Genomic DNA, 17,324 nt, shown 5'->3' on the forward strand with positions numbered 1-17,324 from the left:
TACTTATAATGACTGTTTTAGATGTTCAACATGTGAAAAAAATTTACAAAACTCGCTTCCAAGGAAACCAAGTAGAAGCGCTTCGTGATATTCACTTTACAGTGGACAAGGGCGAATATGTCGCTATCATGGGGGAATCTGGTTCTGGGAAATCAACTCTTCTTAATATTCTCGCTATGCTGGATAAGCCGACAGAAGGGCGCGTTTTCCTCAACGGCACCGACACAGCGACCATCAAAAATAAGGACGCGTCGAGCTTCCGCCGTGAAAAGCTAGGTTTTGTCTTTCAAGATTTCAATTTATTGGATACTTTGTCTGTAAAAGATAACATTTTGCTACCATTGGTCTTATCTCGCCGTCCAATCACTGAGATGATGCGCAAATTGGTTGAGATTTGTAATGAGCTAGGGATCAACAACCTACAAGAGAAATTTCCTTATGAGATTTCAGGTGGTCAAAAGCAGCGGGTGGCAGTGGCGCGTGCCATTATCACTGAACCAGAAATTCTCCTTGCTGATGAGCCGACAGGAGCACTGGATTCCAAATCTTCCGCGACCTTGCTTGATGTCTTTGAAGAACTTAATGACAAGGGGCAAACCATTCTCATGGTGACCCACTCGACAGCAGCGGCTAGTCGTGCCAAGCGTGTGATTTTCATCAAAGATGGTATTCTCTACAATCAAATCTTCCGCGGGGATAAAACAGAGCGGCAAATGTTCCAAGAAATTTCAGATACCTTGACTGTAATGGCGAGTGAGGTGGGCTAAAATGTTTAGGCTTACCAGTAAACTCGCAGTTTCAAACCTTATCAAAAATCGCACTCTTTATTATCCTTTTGCGTTGGCTACCTGTGTTGCCGTTGCCATTACTTATATTTTTATCTCTTTAACCTTCAACCCTCACTTGAGTAAGATGGCAGGTAGCAGCACGATTGCTGTGGTACTTGCCCTAGGGATGGTCATTGTAACAATTGCTGCGACGATTATCGTTCTTTACGCCAATAGCTTCGTCATGAAAAATCGGTCTAAAGAATTAGGTGTTTACGGCATGCTGGGGCTCAATAAGCGACATTTATTTTCCATGATTTTTATTGAGCTCGTTCTCTTTGGACTAGTGACGGTTGCTTTGGGTTTAGGGGCAGGAATTTTGTTTGACAACTTGATTTATGCCTTTTTACTAAAGCTAATCGGTGTAAAGGCTGTTTTGGTTTCAACCTTCCAAGTCCCAGTTGTAATTGCAGTAGTCTTTATTTATGGTGGGATATTTGCTTTATTGGTTTTTGTTAATGGCTGGCGCCTGCTGCGTTTTAATGCGCTGCAAATGACCAAAGAAAAGCAAAGCGGTGAGAAAAAAGGACGCTTTCTTGTGGGACAAACCATTCTGGGTATACTAGCGCTTGCGGCGGGCTATTATCTAGCGCTCAGCGTAACCAATCCCATGTCAGCTATCTTCATCTTCTTCTTGGCTGTGCTGTTAGTCATCCTAGCGACCTATCTGCTTTTTAATGCTGGCATCACCGTTTTTCTGCAAATGTTGCAAAAGAACAAGAACTATTATTACCAGCCCAAAAACATGATCTCGGTCTCCAATCTCATCTACCGCATGAAGAAAAATGCGGTCGGTCTTGCTACCATTTGTATCTTGTCCACCATGGTCTTGGTGACCTTGGCAGGCGGCAGTAATATCTATGCTGGCGATGAATATTTCCAAAAAGCGATCAATCCTAGTGATTTTGCTCTAAATGGGAAAAATGTCACGACTGAACAAATGAACCAAGTTTTTAGTGAATTTGTAGCAGAACAAGGCTTGAAGGTCAAAAAACAATATGCTGTTCAGTCTTATATTATGGGGGTTAAGGAGCAGACGGGCAACACCTTTGAGCTCTACAATATGGGACAAAATCGAGTGATTCCTAAGTCAATCATTTTCATGATGTCAACGAAGGACTATGAAACCATGACAGGTCAAAAGTTGGATTTACAAGAAAATGAAGCAGCGATTTATAGTAAAAATGTCAAGCTAGACACCCAGCAAAAAGTGCGCATCGCTAATCAAGATTTGACAGTCAAAAAGGAGTTTAATGAAAACTTTATCTTTGGCTACATCCCTGATGAATACAGCTTAATTACAGACAAAATTCTTTATATGGTGGTCAACCATCCTGACCAGCTCCTAGCGCTACAAAGCCAACAATTTAATGTTACTCCCTATCTCTATGGCGGGCTCAATATTGAGGCTTCTAACAAGGTGAAAGAAAAACTAAATCAGCCTTACCAGAAAAAACTGGAGCAGTTCAATCAAACCCTACCAGAAGGAACGGCCTTCTACGGTTCAGCGAGAGTAGTGGCGGTTAAGGAATTCTCAACTGTCTTCGGCGGACTCTTCTTCATTGGCATTTTCCTAGCCATTGTCTTTATGTTGGGAACAGTCTTGGTTATCTACTACAAGCAAGTTTCTGAAGGCTACGAGGACCGCGAGCGCTTCGTCATTCTGCAAAAAGTCGGGCTCGACCAAGAGCAGACCAATCAGACCATTCGCAGACAAGTGCTGACCGTTTTCTTCCTGCCCTTGATTTTCGCCTTTGTCCATTTGGCCTTTGCCTATCATATGCTCAGTTTGATTTTGAAAATCCTGGGCGTGCTAAATAGCGGCTTGATGCTCATGGTAACCCTGGGAGTCTGTGCGATCTTCCTCATCGTCTATATCGTCGTCTTTCTTATTACATCGCGCAGCTATCACAGAATTGTGAAAATGTGACAAATGCTAGTAAAAAGTTCTGAATATAGTTTCAGAACTTTTTATTTTATAAATATTTATACCGTTTTACGAAAAAATATGATACAATAACTAGGTTATTTATATTTCTGGGAGTTAATAAATGAATATTTTTAGAAAAAAAGAAAGCGGACATGAGCGGACAGGCATGCGGCGTCATCTGCGGCTTATGGACTTGATTTTGCTGGGGATTGGCTCTATGGTTGGAACAGGAATCTTCACTATTACAGGAATTGGGGCGGCAACTTATGCGGGTCCAGCTCTGACGATTTCCATTGTAATTGCGGCTATCTGCGTGACCATTTCGGCTCTTTTTTATGCCGAATTTGCTTCGCGCGTGCCAACCAACGGTGGTGCTTATGGCTATCTTTACGTCATCTTGGGCGAATTTCCTGCTTGGATAGCGGGCTGGCTGACCATTATGGAATTTTTGACTGCTGTTTCCAGTGTGGCTTCGGGCTGGGGCTCCTATTTAAAAGGGCTTTTGGAAAATTGGGGCATTCGCCTTCCGACCGCACTCAACGGCACTTTCAACCCAGCAGCAGGGACCTATATTGACTTGCTGCCGGTCTTGGTTTTGGTTTTTGTCACAGGCCTTGTTCTGCTCAATTCTAAGGCGGCTTTGCGCTTCAACTCAGCCTTGGTCGTCCTCAAATTCTCAGCCTTGGCACTCTTTATCGTCGCAGGTCTCTTTTTCATCAAACCTGAAAATTGGTCCAACTTCGCGCCTTTTGGCTTTGGACAAATCTACGGCGGCAAAACCGGTATTATGGCTGGCGCTTCCATTATGTTCTTTGCCTTTCTTGGTTTTGAGTCTATTTCTCTGGCGGTCGATGAGGTCAAGGAACCGCAAAGGAATGTTCCGCGCGGGATTGCCCTGTCGCTCAGCATTGTGACGGTGCTTTATGTGGTGGTGACCTTGATTTTGACGGGTATGGTGCATTATACCAAGCTAAATGTACCGGACGCAGTTGCCTTTGCTCTGCGTAGCGTCGGTCTGTCTTGGGCGGGGAATTACGTGTCTGTGGTCGCGATTTTGACCTTGATTACGGTTTGTATTGCCATGACCTACGCCCTGTCGCGCATGGTCTACAGTATCAGTCGCGACGGACTCTTGCCGCGACAATTTAGCAACTTGACCCAAACGAGCAAGGTTCCTAAAAATGCCACGATTTTGGTAGGAATTTTTGCAGCTATCTGCGCGGGCGTCTTTCCCTTAGCAACGATTGCTTCCTTCCTCAATATCTGTACGCTGGCTTACCTGATTTTGTTGGCTTACGCCATTATTAAATTGCGCAAGGAACAGGGAGCACCAAAAGAGGGCGAGTTCAAGACGCCGCTGATGCCCATTCTACCAATCTTGTCCATTGTGATTTGCCTGTCCTTTATGACCCAGTATGAGCTAGTCACTTGGCTTGCTTTCGGGCTTGCCCTAATCGTCGGTATCATCATCTACGCCCTTTACGGCTACCGTCATTCCGGAGTTGGGGAGTAGCTAATCTTACAAAATTGTAAGAAATAATTAAAAAATGTAAGATAGAGCTAAGGAAATTAGTTCTATCTTTTGATATAATCGAATAAAAAATGGAGGTTTGAAAATGAAGAAAGTGTTTTTAGGGTATCTGGGAGCGCTGGTTTTATTGTTGTTAATGGCTGGGGCAGCATTGTTTTATTTCGGTCCAAATTATAACATTTACCTGCTTCCTCCAAGTCCGCAGCAATATGTTAAATCTGCACTTGGCAAAATGAGTTTTGGACTGTATGCAGGAAAAGAGTGGGAAGAAGAAAGTAAAAAAGCATTAGAGGAAGTAAAAATCGCAAAAAACTATGAAGAAACTTATCCTGTACTAAAAAGAATGGCGGAGTTAGCAGGAGGCAAACATTCCTATTTTTATAGTCCAAAAGATAACAGACTCATTCGTCGTTTGTTACCCAAAGGAGGCAAAGATGCAACTCTACAACAAGTCGCATTCATTGAAAATTGGATGAACAACTATCCAAAGAAAATACTAGATCACATATCTCTTAGAGAGTTTTTAGACGCTGGCCAACTTGGACTTAAAGTTTGGATTTTTTAAAATTAATTTTTAAAAATATATTGACCATATTTATATTTTTTGTTATAATGAAAGTACAAATTAAATAGAAGTGTAACTATTCAATTAGGCATTATTATCCAGACGACAGAGGGATAATAGTGCCATTTTTTGTTCCCTTTTTAGGAGAGTATAACTATGAGAGTGATGCAGTCGTTGAATCAGAATGCTTTATTAGTAGAAGAAGGTAAAAAGCAGTTTGTAGTTTTAGGAAAAGGAATTGGTTTTGGGAAGAAAAAGGGAGAAATTATTTCGGAAGTTCAAGGATTAAGGTACTATGAGATTACCGAAAATAACCCTAAAAATATCTTAGAGTCCATATCAGAAAAGAATTTAGAGATTGCAGAAGAAATTGCAGAAGTTACAGCTAAAAAATTTAAAACAGTTATTAGTGCAGAATCAATTGTTTCTCTTGCAAGCCATCTCGAATTTATTCATGACCGTCACCAAGAAGAGGCGACTTTCCAAGAGCCATTTGCCTATGAATTGAAATATCTTTACGCAGAAGAATATAACTTAGCGAAGTGGATTATTGATTACATAAACAAAAACTACCATTTATCTCTTCCGTTAGCTGAGGTATCTTTCTTTACTTTACATTTTGTGAATATGCAGCTTGATAAGAATTCCTCGACGAATCTGTTAAAATTAAGCACGATTTTAACAGATTTGATAAATGTAGTTGAAGAAAAGTGGGGGAAGAAAATCGATAAAGAAAGTATTGATTTTTCAAGATTTATTGTCCATCTACGTTATTTTATCATGAGAAATTTTTCTGCAGTAAGAAAAGAAGAGCAACAAGCTACAATAGACGATTTTTACTCACTTGCGGAAGTTATGTATGTTGATGAGATGGAAACACTAAGTTGCATTAATAAGGAATTATCAAATAAACATGATATTTGTTTAAGTAAACCGGAAAATTTTTATTTGTTACTTCATTTAATTCGTTTAAAGAATTGTTAGGGAGATTATTATGGTTGATTTGAGTAGTATGTTTAACAAAGATTTGGTTTTTACAGATATTAAAGCAGATGACAAATTTGATTTTTTTAGAATCGCATCTGAAAAATTAGTTTCTCTAGATTATATTGAAAATAGTTTTGAGCACGCGCTTATAGAAAGAGAAAAAGAATATCCTACAGGTCTAAATTTAGGTGACTTTGGGATTGCAATACCTCATACAGATTCGATTCACGTCAAAAAACAATTTATCAGTGTATTTAAGATGACGGATGCTATTAAGTTTACTCAGATGGGAACTGACGATGAGGAGGTAGAGGCTAAATATATCTTTGTGTTAGGGATAAAAGATCCAAAATCACAGGTAGCTTATTTAGCTTCTCTTATCTCATTGTTAACCAACCAACAATTTTTAGATGCCTTATCTCAAGCTCATACTAAAGGAGGAATAAAAGAAATTTTAAGTCGGACGTTCGATTAAAGCTAGTTTTAATCGGATTGCAAATAAGTTTCCATGGTTTTTCAAGGAGGTCTTTATGAAAAATATTTTATTAGCTTGTGGCTCAGGTATTGCAACTTCAACTGTGGTACACAGTAAAATTGCCACTATCTTAGACGATAAAGGCTATAGGGGAAAATATAAGATTACTCAATGCAAGGTATCTGAGGCCCCTGCGAAGTCAGCTAATTTCGACTTTTTGATTGCAACTACTATGCCACCTAAAGGATTAGAGTGTGAGTTTGTGTCAGGTGTCTGTTTCTTAACAGGAGTTAACACGCAAGCTTCCATTGATCGTATTGTAGAGCTTATGGAAAAATAGGAGAAGGATTATGAAAGGTTTACTTGATGTCTTCCAGTTTATTCAAGGATTGGGAGTAAGTGTGGTGATGCCTATTGTAATTTTTATATTAGGCTGTGCTTTTAAAACAGGGATTGGGAAAAGTCTTCGTGCAGGTCTTACTGTAGGGGTTGGTTTTATTGGTTTAAACCTAGTTATTAACTCACTACTTGGAGTGAGTCTGTCTCCTGCTGTACAAGAAATGGTAAAACGTTTTGGCTTATCTCTATCAACGATTGATGTAGGATGGCCAGCGTCCGCTGCGATTGCGATGGGATCAACAGTAGGGCTTATTATCATACCGTTAGGTATTGTCATTAATATGGTCATGCTCCTTACTAATACAACACAGACTGTAGATGTGGATATCTGGGACTACTGGCACTTTGCATTTACAGGAGCCTTGGTTGCGATTCTAACTAATAATGTTGTTATTGGTGTGATTGCCGCAACCATTAACATGGTTATTGTAATGGTGTTAGGTGATATTACTGCACCGGAAGTTGAAAAATCCTTGTCCTTACCTGGTGTTTCACTCCCTCACGGTTTTACAACTGCATATGCACCTATTGCCTTGGTTATCAATTCTATTATCGATAAGATTCCTGGAATCAATAAGATTGATATCAACATGGATACTGTTCAACGTCGTTTCGGTGTGTTTGGAGAGCCAATCTTAGTAGGTACTCTTCTTGGTTTCGTTATAGGAGTTTTAGCTGGTTATGATTTTAAAGGAATTCTAACTTTGGGAGTTTCTTTGGGAGCTGTTCTGGTATTAATTCCTAAGATGGCGGCCCTTCTGATGGAAGGGTTGATTCCAATCAGTGATGCTGCGAGTGAATTTATTCAAGTGAAATTCAAGAATCGCGGTAAGATCTACATTGGACTTGATTCTGCAGTAGGTGTTGGTCACCCTGTAACTCTTGCGATCTCATTTGTGCTTGTACCATTGTTGATTTTCTTAGCTGTAGTATTACCAGGAAATACTGTACTTCCATTTGCGGATCTTGCGGTTATTCCATGGATGTTTGTACTTATTACCCCAATTGTAAAAGAAAATGGATTTAGAGGTTTGATTGTTGGTTTGGTTGTCCTTGTGTGTGGTCTTTATATTGCAACTGACTTGGCACCGTTAATTACAACAGCAGCTAAAAACGTCAATTTTGAAATGCCTGCAGGTGCGAATATGATTTCTTCTATTTGTGACGGTGCAAACCCTCTAACTTGGATTCTTGTTCGTCTAAGCGGGCTTGGTTATGTAGGAACTGCTGTAGGTAGTGCTTTTGCGGTTGTACTTGCACTTTGGAACAGAAATCGTATTAAGAAAGAAGCTGCTTTGATGCATGCTGGTGAATAATAGAAAGCGGGGGAACAAAATGGTTTATGTTCATAATAAGTTTAGCTACTTTGTCAGTGTGGTTTTAACAGGAATCTTCACTGTCTTAATTGTGGCTTGGTCATTCTTTATGGTTAGCCAAAACGTTCTCCCACAGTTATTCTTGTTTATTGCTTTTATAGCGGGGTATAACGTTTGGAACACCTTTGTGTCTCAAGTCAATATTAAAGAAATTAAACTAGATGGTAATAGACTTGAGATTAAAACCTTGTCTAAAACTCATGAAGTTAAAGTAGATGAGTGTGAGAGTTTTAAAATTCGAGAGTTCCCATCAGCTGGGAAAATGTATATCAGAATAAAGGGGACAAAGTCACGACGTTTTTGGATTGATACAAAATATTTCAATGATTCTAAGACATTATTTAGAGAACTTTTGAATATTGAATTTGAGAAACACCCGAATAGCTTAAAAGCACGCGCAAGAAAAGTAAATACTGAGTACAACAAGATTACAAAAAAGAAAGTGTGATGACATGTACGAGGATTTAAAAGCGAAAATCATTGATTATGGAAAGAAATTAGATCGCTATGGGTTGATTGCCCTATCTGGTGGGAATATATCATGTAGATTAGGAAATGATTTGTTTTTGGTAACACCAAGTGGAATGGTCTATGAAGAACTTGTTCCAAGTGATATCTGTCTGGTAAATAAAGATGGACAAGTAGTTGAAGGTCAAAGAAAACCAAGTGTAGATACAGAAGCACTTCTCTATATTTATAATCATTTATCTGAAGTAAACGCAGTAATTCATACACACCAACCTTATGCGACAGCACTTGGTTTAATATCGAATCGTATTGATTGTGATTTAACAACACTAGCAAATACTGCAAAAGGTCATGTAAATGTAGCACCGTATGCATCTGCGGCTTCAATTGATATGGGAATTTCGGCTGTAGATCATCTTGATGGAAAACTAGCAGTTGTTCTAAAAAACCATGGTGTTCTAACCGTTGGAAAAGACTTGAAAGAAGCATTTTACGCAGCGGTTTATTTGGAAGAAGCATCAAAAACAATTGCTGTCGCAAGATCTCTAAATACAGATATTGCAAAGTTATCTGAAGAACAGATTCAAAAGGCAGTTGAAGTATTTACGCATTATGGCCAGAAGTAGGAGAAGGGGACATGTTAGTTACATCAAAAGAATTATTACAGTATGCAAAAAAACATCATTTTGCAGTTCCTGCCACAAACTTTGTTAATCTGGAGTCTGCACGCGCTTATGTGAAGACAGCGGAAAAGCTAGGTCTTCCTTTAATTTTAGCTTTCGCTCAAGCTCATATGGACATGATTAGTCTTGAAGAAGCTGCTTTAATTGGGAAATACTATGCTGAAAACTCAAGTACATCGGTGATTCTTCACTTAGATCATGGACAGGATTTCGATACGATTGAAAAAGCGATTCAACTAGGATTTAATTCTGTCATGATTGACGCATCGACTATGCCTTTTGAAGAGAATATTAGCTTAACAAAAAGAGTTGTTGAAATGGCTCATTCTTATGGGGTAGATGTTGAATCTGAAATTGGTCATGTGGGTTCTGGTACAAATTATGAAAATCATGACTTGAGTGATTCTATCTATACTGAGGTGGAAGATGCGGCTCGATTCGTTAAAGAAACAAATACTGATACTTTAGCAGTCTCAATTGGAACAGCGCATGGATTCTACCAAGGAACTCCAGTCATTAGTTTTGATCGTCTTCATGAGATTAGTAAAGAGGTAGATGTTCCTCTAGTACTTCATGGTGGTTCTTCCTCAGGAGATAACAATCTTCATCGTTGTGCAACGGAAGGAATTTCTAAGATCAATATCTTTACGGACTTTATGGTGGCTGCTGTAAATCAAGATAAGAAGGTAGAGTTAACTGCCTTTTCAAAAGAAGCAGAAAAAAATATGTCGGAAACTCTGGAACACTACTTTAATGTGTTTGCGACAAAAGAGTATAAGAGGTAATCTATGTCAAAAAATCATTTTTTTATCTTTAATCCAAAGTCCTATTTATATGGTAAAGAGCTAGAAGAGCTAGCGAGAACTGCAGATAAGGTCGCAAAAGAAGTAGATTTTGAAATCTATGTAACGGCTCCTTATGCGGATTTATATCGAATAAAAGAAGCAACAGAGAACATTACTGTCTGTGCCCAACACTTGGACGGAATTAACCCAGGGAGAGGGATGGGAGCAGTGTTACCAGACTCTCTAAAAGAAGCGGGAGCAGGAGCAGTCTTTTTGAATCATGCAGAGCACCCTCTGACTCTTGCTCAACTCGTACAAGCTGTGAAACGCTCTAAAGAATTGGGGTTAACCACCATTGTCTGTGCTAACACGGTTGAAGAAGCAAAAGCGGTTGCTACCTTAGGAGTAGATATTCTTCTCTGCGAGCCAACCGAATTAATTGGTACTGGACAAGTTAGCGATGAATCTTATGTGAGAGATACGATTAATGAGATAAAATCGATTGATCCAAATGTCTTAATCATGCAAGCAGCAGGCATTAGTAATCCATTAGATGTTTATAATGTTATTTCTTTAGGAGCTGATGGGACCGGTTGTACAAGTGGAATTGTTAAAGCAGGTAATCCAAAAGAGATGTTGGTCGATATGGTGAAGGCCATGGAACTTGCGATAAAAGGAGAAAATTATGACAGCTCGTTATGATGAATTTGTTGTAAAGTCGTTCAAAGGACAGTCATCCTTTATTGATGTGACGAACGAGGTGAGAGAATTCGTCCAACAAAGTGGCGTTCATGAAGGTATTTGTACGGTCGCAACCACTCATACAACCTGTGCTGTCTTTCTGGAAGAGTATACACATGATGAAGATTCACAAGGAGTGGATTACTTGTCAGTGGACTTGGAGCGCGTGTTGACAAAGTTGGTACCACGTCATTCTTCGAAAGATAGTTACCTATATCCTGGAGAAAAGCATTATCGGGCTGTTGAGTCTTGGCCAAATGCAGAGGATTATCTACCAGGAGGAGATCGAACACTTCTATTTAATGGAGATGCACACATTAAGGCGACGATTATTGGTGAGAGTGTAACCATTCCTATTAAAGGATCTAAACTTACTTTAGGAACAACCGGTTATGTTTACTTTGCAGATTTTGATCAAACACAAGAAAGAAAACGCAAGGTTCAAGTTGTCGTTATTGGGGAGTAGGGGAAGTCGGCTTAGACCAAGTCCTTCAACAGGCTTTCCTACTAGCTAAACAACAACGTTGTCTGGTTCACATTGGTAGAAACCTCCTCTCAAATGTGAAGAAAAAAGGTCAGCCAGAGATCACCAAACAGTTCAAAGAAAGCAAAAGAGTGGATTGCTAGCGAATTGACAAAATAGCTCCTGCAATGTAAAAAACAACCCTCGTGGTTGTTTTTTGCTATAATGATAAGTGGAGGAAAATAGATGATTAGACGAGCGAGGCTGTCAGACCTAGAAGGGCTTCATGCACTCAACACCAAGGTGCTGGGTTATGACATTGATAAAAAAGTAATGGGGCAGCAGTTGGAGACTTTGCTAGAGCGGCGCGACCATTTTATCTTGGTTTCAGAGACAAAAGAGGGCGAGCTTTTGGGCTACCTTCACGCGGCAGCTTACGATTGCCTTTATTTTCCACCCTTGCTCAATCTTTTGGCGTTGGCAGTCGGGGCTGATTTTCAAGGGCAGGGACATGGCAAAGCTTTGATACAGGCGCTTCGTGAACTTGCTGACCCAGCTGACTACACCAGTCTTCGTATCAACTCAGGAATTGCTCGCACAGAAGCGCATGCCTTTTACCGCGCTATCGGCTGTCAAGAGAAAGCTGACCAGAAACGCTTTTTCTGGAATTGGAAGGAGAGCAAATGAATATTCAACCGCTAAGCCAGAGGCATGCTCTGGAAATTGCGAATGACTGGCACTATGAGGGGATTTATGCTTTTTATAATATGGAAGCTGACCCTGAAGATTATGCAGAGTTGATTTCAGAAGAAGCGCGGGGCAATCGCTACTATCAAGTATTGCGCGATGGAAGTTTGTATGGCTTTTTCTACTTGGAAGAAGTAGCACCTGAGAGTTTTGAACTGGGGCTTGGACTTAAACCAGAACACTGTGGCAAAGGGCAAGGAAAGGCTTTTCTAGAATTGATTTTATCCTACATTAAAGAGCATTTTTCTGCTAAAACGGTCTTTTTATCAGTCGCAGATTTCAACCAGCGTGCACAAGCACTCTACCTTAACAGCAGCTTTGATATTGTCGACCGCTATCCGCAAGAAACCAATGGCGATAGTTACCTCTTTGTCAAAATGAAAAAAGAAATGGAGTAAAAAAATGAAAATAGCTGTTATTCAAGCTACAACTCGAAAAAATATGAATTCACTTCTTGTAGATATGGTAAAAAAATCAACTAAAGGGGAATATGAAATTGTTAATTTTGGAATATTTCCAAATGAAGATTGTCAGTACTCTTATGTAGAAGTTGCTATTATGATTAGCCTTTTAATAGAAACACAAGCCGTTGATTTTGTGGTAACTGGCTGTTCTTCTGGCCAAGGTATGATGCTCGCTTGTAATAGTCTACCGGCTCTCACATGTGGCTATGTAGCAACTCCACAAGACGCTTTTCTTTTTGGGCGTATTAATGGTGGAAATGTTGCATCACTTCCTTTGGGACTTAATTTTGGCTGGCAAGGTGATTTAAATTTACAGTATACTTTGGATAAATTATTTGATGGAGAATTTGGTGTTGGTTACCCTGCTCAAGATGCAGAGAGAAAATGCTTAGAAACTCAATTGTTACAATCTCTTAGTCAGTTAACAAAGTCAACATGGCTAGATTTATTGGATGAGTTTCCACAAGATCTATTACTAAAGATTTTACAGCGTAAAAATGTAATGGATTATTTATTAAAATATGGGCAAAACAAAAAATTAGTAGAAAAATTACAAACAAAAATGTGAGGAAAATCAAGTGACATTTGAAGAAATTTTACCGGGGCTGAAAGCCAAGAAAAAATATGTCCGCACGGGCTGGGGCGGCGCAGAAAACTATGTCCAGCTCTTTGACACCATTGAGCAAAATGGCGTGGCGCTTGAGGTGACGCCTTACTTCCTCATCAACGTCACGGGTGAGGGCGAAGGCTTCTCCATGTGGAGCCCGACCCCTTGCGATGTGCTCGCGACTGACTGGGTAGAAGTACATGACTAGGACAGTTTTGGTGACAGGCGCTAGCTCTGGTATTGGCTTGGCGCAGGCGCGGCTTTTTTTGGAAAATGGCTGGCGCGTTTACGGCGTGGACAAGTCCGAGCAGCCTAGCTTGCTTGGTGATTTCCACTTTTTACAGTTGGACTTGAGGGGCGACTTGACGCCACTCTTTGACTGGCTGCCTCAGGTTGATGTGCTATTGAACACCGCAGGCGTCTTGGACGATTACCGTCCCTTGCTTGAAACAACAGACCAAGACTGGGCTCAGCTCTTTTCCGTCAATCTTCATGCAGTCATGAAAATCACCCGCTTTTACCTAGCCAAAATGGTCGAAAAAAAGGAGGGCATCATCATCAATATGTGCTCTATTGCAAGCGACTTGGCTGGCGGAGGGGGTGCTGCCTACACGGCTTCCAAGCATGCTCTAGCAGGCTTGACCAAGCAAGTAGCGCTGGACTATGCAGACAAGGGTATTCAGGTCTTTGGCTTGGCACCGGGCGCTGTCAAAACCGCTATGACAGCAGCCGACTTTGAGCCGGGCGGTCTCTCTGACTGGGTGGCAGCAGAAACGCCAATCAAACGCTGGCTCGCCCCCCAAGAAGTAGCAGAAATCAGCCTTTTTCTTGCCTCTGGAAAAGCTCAAGCTATGCAAGGACAAATCCTCAAAATTGACGGCGGGTGGAGCTTGAAATGAAGTTTCTGGTGTGATTTAGGTAATCTGAAAAAGGAGACAGAAAATGAACGCTACTTTGTTTACGGATAACAATCTTCTATTTTTTAAAGATTGGCAGAAAAACATGGTTTCTTATGGGCTAGAAGCGCGCTTGGGGCAGCTCTTTCTTAATGAGAGTGAGACCACGGTTTTCTATGCTTTAGGAAATTTTCTCTTTTTAGCCGGCGATGTTGATGCTCGATTTTTTGTCGAATACTATGAGAAACATGGTCTTGAAAATAAAATCCTTATTTCTGAAGAAAAGGCTTGGCAGGATTTTTTGGATAAGAATGAGAATGTGCCTCCCTTGCGGCGCTTTAAGCGCTTTGCTTTTTCTGATACCATAGATGTTGATAAGGCAAAGTTGACAAAACTGATTCAGGATTTGCCAGAGAAGTATGAGTTGAGACCAATCAATCAAGACCTGTATGAAGATTTGGGAGCAGAAGACTGGTCTCAAGATTTGCAAGGTGATTTTAAGGATTTTTCTCAATTTGAGGCTTGTGGTGGTTTTGGTTTTCTTCTCTTACACGATAGAAAAACGATTGCAGGAGTTTCATCGGGCTTGGTCTATCGCTCTGCCATTGAAATCGAAATCGCAACCAAGAATAATTACCAAAAGCAGGGTCTAGCGAAAGTTTTGGCAGCGCGAATGTTGCTGGAAGCAACTAAGCGAGGAACCATTCCTCTGTGGGACGCGCATAATGACGCTTCGCGTAAAATTGCTAACTTTCTTGGTTATCAATGTTTAGGAGCTTATCCAGCCTACGAGCTGATAACAAATGAGTAAGGAGCTAACTATGAACGCACAACAAATGTGGGCGGAATACAAAGCAATCAATCCAGAAATTGGCGATGAGATAGACGCTTGGGCTTTTGGCGCGGAGGCCGATAAGCTAGCGGACTTGGTCTTGCGCGGTCAAAAGACAGCCACAGCCTCAAGCTATGATTTATATGGAGTGGACGGGGAGCCCCTGCCGCAAGTCGGGACTTTTGATGTCATCTTGGACAGTCGCGATGAAGCGGTTTGTATCGTAGAAATCACCAAGGTAACTGTCCAGCCTTTCAATCAAGTAGCAGCCGAGCACGCTTTTAAAGAGGGCGAGGGGGACAAATCCCTGTCCTATTGGCGGGAGGTTCACCGCTCGCTCTTTAGCCAGTGGCATCAGGAGGCGGGCTTGACCTTTACAGAAGACAGCAAGGTTGTCTTGGAAGAATTCCGCAGGGTTTATCCTGTAAAATAATAAGCAAGCAGTCAAAAAATTTTGGCTGTTTTTGGATTTATTTCTTAGAATTTAACCTCTTTCGCTAAAAGAGTGAAAATATGATATAATGATACAAAACTATATTTATAAATTGAGGAACATTATGTCAAATTATGCGATAATTTTAGCGGCTGGTAAAGGCACTCGGATGAAGTCTGATTTGCCTAAGGTCTTGCATCAAGTTGCAGGGATTTCTATGGTTGAGCATGTTTTACGTGCGGTTAAGTCTGTTGAGCCGCAAAAAACGGTCACAATCGTTGGGCACAAGGCAGAGCTGGTTGAGCAGGTTTTGGCAGGTCAGACCGACTTTGCTAGACAGACCGAGCAGCTGGGAACAGGCCACGCCGTCATGATGGCAGAGCCTGCTTTGCAGGACTTAACAGGACAGACCTTGGTGATTGCTGGGGACACGCCGCTTATCACGGGTGAAAGCCTGAAAAATCTGATTGATTTTCATGTCAACCACAAAAATATTGCGACCATTTTGACCGCAGAAGCGGACAATCCTTTCGGTTACGGACGCGTTGTCCGCAATGAGCACGACGAAGTCTTGAAAATTGTCGAGCAAAAGGACGCTACGGACTTTGAAAAGCAAATCAAGGAAATCAACACGGGAACTTACGTCTTTGACAATGCCCGCCTCTTTGAAGCGCTGAAAAATATCAATACGGACAATGCCCAAGGCGAATACTATATCACCGATGTTATCTCGATTTTCCGTGAAAATGGCGAGAAGGTTGGCGCTTACACCTTGCAGGACTTTGATGAAAGTCTGGGCGTTAATGACCGCGTGGCGTTGGCAACGGCTGAGAGTGTCATGCGTCGCCGTATCAACCAGGCTCACATGGTGAATGGCGTAAGTTTCCAAGCGCCAGAGACAACTTACATCGAAATCGATGTTGAAATTGCCCCAGAAGTGCAGCTGGAAGCCAATGTTACTCTAAAGGGCAAGACCAAGATTGGCGCGGCCAGCCGCTTGACCAATGGGACTTACATCCTAGACTCTGAAATCGGGCAAAATACGGTGATTACCAGCTCCATGATTGAGAAATCGACTTTGGCAGACGGCGTGACGGTAGGGCCTTATGCGCATATCCGCCCAGGTTCTTATTTGGCCAAGGACGTTCACATTGGTAACTTCGTGGAGGTCAAGGGGTCAAGTCTCGGTGAAAATACCAAGGCGGGACACTTGACTTACATCGGCAATGCAGAAGTTGGCTCAGACGTTAATTTTGGAGCGGGTACGATTACGGTGAATTACGACGGGCAGGCCAAGTTCAAGACAGAGGTCGGCAACAACGTCTTCATCGGCAGCAACTCAACCTTGATTGCGCCGCTGTCTATCGGTGACAATGCCTTGACCGCTGCGGGCTCTACGATCAATAAAGATGTACCAGCAGACGCCATTGCGATTGGTCGTGGCCGTCAAATCAACAAAGAAGACTACGCTAAACGTTTGCCACATCATCCCAACAATCAATAAATAGGAGAGGCTGGTTTGCCAGCAAGCAAGCTAGTTCAAAAAAGCTATGGAATTTGAAGAAAAAACAATCAAGCGAACAGAAATCTTTTCTGGACAGGTCATTCGCGTGGCGGTGGACGATGTCCAGTTGCCTGAGGGGAAAGGTCAGTCCAAGCGCGAGTTAATTTTTCACAATGGAGCGGTAGCGGTGATTGCTATCACGCCAGAAAATAAACTAATCTTGGTTAAGCAGTACCGCAAGGCCATTGAAGCAACGAGCTACGAAATTCCCGCTGGCAAGTTGGAAGTCGGTGAAAATGCGGATCCCAAGGCTGCTGCCCTGCGCGAGTTGGAAGAAGAAACAGGCTACACGGCTGACTTGGACTTGGTTTATGATTTCTATACAGCTATCGGCTTTTGTAATGAAAAAATCAAGCTCTACAGCGCCAGCCATTTGACCAAGGTCGAAAACCCGCGCGAGCAAGACGCTGACGAGACTTTGGAGCTCTATCAAGTGACCTTGGACGAGGCGAAGAAGCTGGTCGCTTCTGGTGATATTTGTGATGCAAAGACCATTATCGCCCTTCAATATTGGGAAATGAAGGAAAATTTGAAGAGATAGGAAGGTGGGC

The 17,324-nt window shown here is 41.5% G+C and carries 21 protein-coding genes and 2 pseudogenes; all 23 read left to right on the forward strand.

Going from position 1 to position 17,324, the window contains the following annotated elements:
* Positions 1-8 precede the first annotated feature (8 nt).
* A complete protein-coding gene (locus A3I3_RS0101515; RefSeq protein WP_018370976.1) occupies positions 9-767 on the forward strand; it encodes an ABC transporter ATP-binding protein in 759 nt (252 codons plus the stop codon).
* A gap of 1 nt (position 768) precedes the next feature.
* On the forward strand, positions 769-2,757 hold the full coding sequence (locus A3I3_RS0101520; protein WP_018370977.1) for an ABC transporter permease: 1,989 nt from the start codon (positions 769-771) through the stop codon (positions 2,755-2,757).
* A 121-nt stretch (positions 2,758-2,878) separates the two neighbouring features.
* Positions 2,879-4,270: an amino acid permease gene (locus A3I3_RS0101525; RefSeq protein WP_018370978.1), complete on the forward strand. Its 1,392-nt coding sequence runs from the start codon at positions 2,879-2,881 to the stop codon at positions 4,268-4,270.
* A 409-nt stretch (positions 4,271-4,679) separates the two neighbouring features.
* A pseudogene (locus A3I3_RS10775) lies at positions 4,680-4,853 on the forward strand (IS30 family transposase); the annotation flags it as partial.
* Positions 4,854-5,009: 156 nt separating this feature from the next.
* Positions 5,010-5,837: a PRD domain-containing protein gene (locus A3I3_RS0101535; RefSeq protein WP_018370980.1), complete on the forward strand. Its 828-nt coding sequence runs from the start codon at positions 5,010-5,012 to the stop codon at positions 5,835-5,837.
* A 10-nt stretch (positions 5,838-5,847) separates the two neighbouring features.
* A complete protein-coding gene (locus A3I3_RS0101540; protein ID WP_018370981.1) occupies positions 5,848-6,315 on the forward strand; it encodes a PTS sugar transporter subunit IIA in 468 nt (155 codons plus the stop codon).
* Between the two features lie 55 nt (positions 6,316-6,370).
* A complete protein-coding gene (locus A3I3_RS0101545) occupies positions 6,371-6,655 on the forward strand; it encodes a PTS sugar transporter subunit IIB (RefSeq protein ID WP_018370982.1) in 285 nt (94 codons plus the stop codon).
* 10 nt (positions 6,656-6,665) lie between these two features.
* The gene (locus A3I3_RS0101550; protein ID WP_018370983.1) at positions 6,666-8,030 is read left to right on the forward strand and encodes a PTS galactitol transporter subunit IIC; all 1,365 of its coding nucleotides are present in this window, start codon (positions 6,666-6,668) and stop codon (positions 8,028-8,030) included.
* Between the two features lie 19 nt (positions 8,031-8,049).
* A complete protein-coding gene (locus A3I3_RS0101555) occupies positions 8,050-8,538 on the forward strand; it encodes a hypothetical protein (protein WP_223873779.1) in 489 nt (162 codons plus the stop codon).
* Positions 8,539-8,542: 4 nt separating this feature from the next.
* Positions 8,543-9,184 (forward strand): class II aldolase/adducin family protein, encoded by a 642-nt coding sequence (locus A3I3_RS0101560; RefSeq protein ID WP_018370985.1) that lies wholly within the window; start codon positions 8,543-8,545, stop codon positions 9,182-9,184.
* Between the two features lie 11 nt (positions 9,185-9,195).
* A complete protein-coding gene (locus A3I3_RS0101565) occupies positions 9,196-10,026 on the forward strand; it encodes a class II fructose-bisphosphate aldolase (RefSeq protein ID WP_018370986.1) in 831 nt (276 codons plus the stop codon).
* A 3-nt stretch (positions 10,027-10,029) separates the two neighbouring features.
* Positions 10,030-10,728, forward strand: a complete 699-nt coding sequence (locus A3I3_RS0101570; protein ID WP_018370987.1) for a triose-phosphate isomerase — start codon at positions 10,030-10,032, stop codon at positions 10,726-10,728.
* Positions 10,712-11,233, forward strand: coding sequence for a YjbQ family protein (locus A3I3_RS0101575; protein WP_018370988.1), 522 nt, complete (start codon positions 10,712-10,714; stop codon positions 11,231-11,233). The genes A3I3_RS0101570 and A3I3_RS0101575 overlap by 17 nt, the downstream gene beginning before the upstream one ends.
* Before the next feature lie 8 nt (positions 11,234-11,241).
* A pseudogene (locus A3I3_RS10780) lies at positions 11,242-11,370 on the forward strand (transposase); the annotation flags it as partial.
* A 106-nt stretch (positions 11,371-11,476) separates the two neighbouring features.
* Complete coding sequence (locus A3I3_RS0101580) at positions 11,477-11,917, forward strand: GNAT family N-acetyltransferase (protein WP_018370989.1); 441 nt, start codon at positions 11,477-11,479, stop codon at positions 11,915-11,917.
* Positions 11,914-12,375 carry a GNAT family N-acetyltransferase gene (locus tag A3I3_RS0101585; protein WP_018370990.1) on the forward strand — a complete coding sequence of 154 codons (462 nt, stop codon included), beginning with the start codon at positions 11,914-11,916 and terminating at the stop codon, positions 12,373-12,375. Before A3I3_RS0101580 ends, A3I3_RS0101585 begins: the two co-directional genes overlap by 4 nt.
* Positions 12,376-12,379: 4 nt before the next feature.
* Positions 12,380-13,009: an RpiB/LacA/LacB family sugar-phosphate isomerase gene (locus A3I3_RS0101590; protein ID WP_018370991.1), complete on the forward strand. Its 630-nt coding sequence runs from the start codon at positions 12,380-12,382 to the stop codon at positions 13,007-13,009.
* A gap of 10 nt (positions 13,010-13,019) precedes the next feature.
* Complete coding sequence (locus A3I3_RS0101595; RefSeq protein WP_018370992.1) at positions 13,020-13,256, forward strand: DUF2829 domain-containing protein; 237 nt, start codon at positions 13,020-13,022, stop codon at positions 13,254-13,256.
* Positions 13,249-13,947, forward strand: a complete 699-nt coding sequence (locus A3I3_RS0101600; protein WP_018370993.1) for a 3-oxoacyl-ACP reductase — start codon at positions 13,249-13,251, stop codon at positions 13,945-13,947. The genes A3I3_RS0101595 and A3I3_RS0101600 overlap by 8 nt, the downstream gene beginning before the upstream one ends.
* 43 nt (positions 13,948-13,990) lie before the next feature.
* Positions 13,991-14,755, forward strand: a complete 765-nt coding sequence (locus A3I3_RS0101605; RefSeq protein WP_018370994.1) for a GNAT family N-acetyltransferase — start codon at positions 13,991-13,993, stop codon at positions 14,753-14,755.
* Positions 14,756-14,765: 10 nt separating this feature from the next.
* Complete coding sequence (locus A3I3_RS0101610) at positions 14,766-15,209, forward strand: ASCH domain-containing protein (protein ID WP_018370995.1); 444 nt, start codon at positions 14,766-14,768, stop codon at positions 15,207-15,209.
* Positions 15,210-15,333: 124 nt separating this feature from the next.
* Positions 15,334-16,713, forward strand: a complete 1,380-nt coding sequence (gene glmU / locus A3I3_RS0101615) for a bifunctional UDP-N-acetylglucosamine diphosphorylase/glucosamine-1-phosphate N-acetyltransferase GlmU (RefSeq protein WP_018370996.1) — start codon at positions 15,334-15,336, stop codon at positions 16,711-16,713.
* Positions 16,714-16,759: 46 nt separating this feature from the next.
* Positions 16,760-17,314, forward strand: coding sequence for an NUDIX hydrolase (locus tag A3I3_RS0101620; protein ID WP_018370997.1), 555 nt, complete (start codon positions 16,760-16,762; stop codon positions 17,312-17,314).
* Positions 17,315-17,324: the final 10 nt, after the last annotated feature.

The organism is Streptococcus massiliensis DSM 18628 (genome assembly GCF_000380065.1).
In the GTDB taxonomy this organism is placed as follows: Bacteria; Bacillota; Bacilli; order Lactobacillales; family Streptococcaceae; genus Streptococcus; species Streptococcus massiliensis.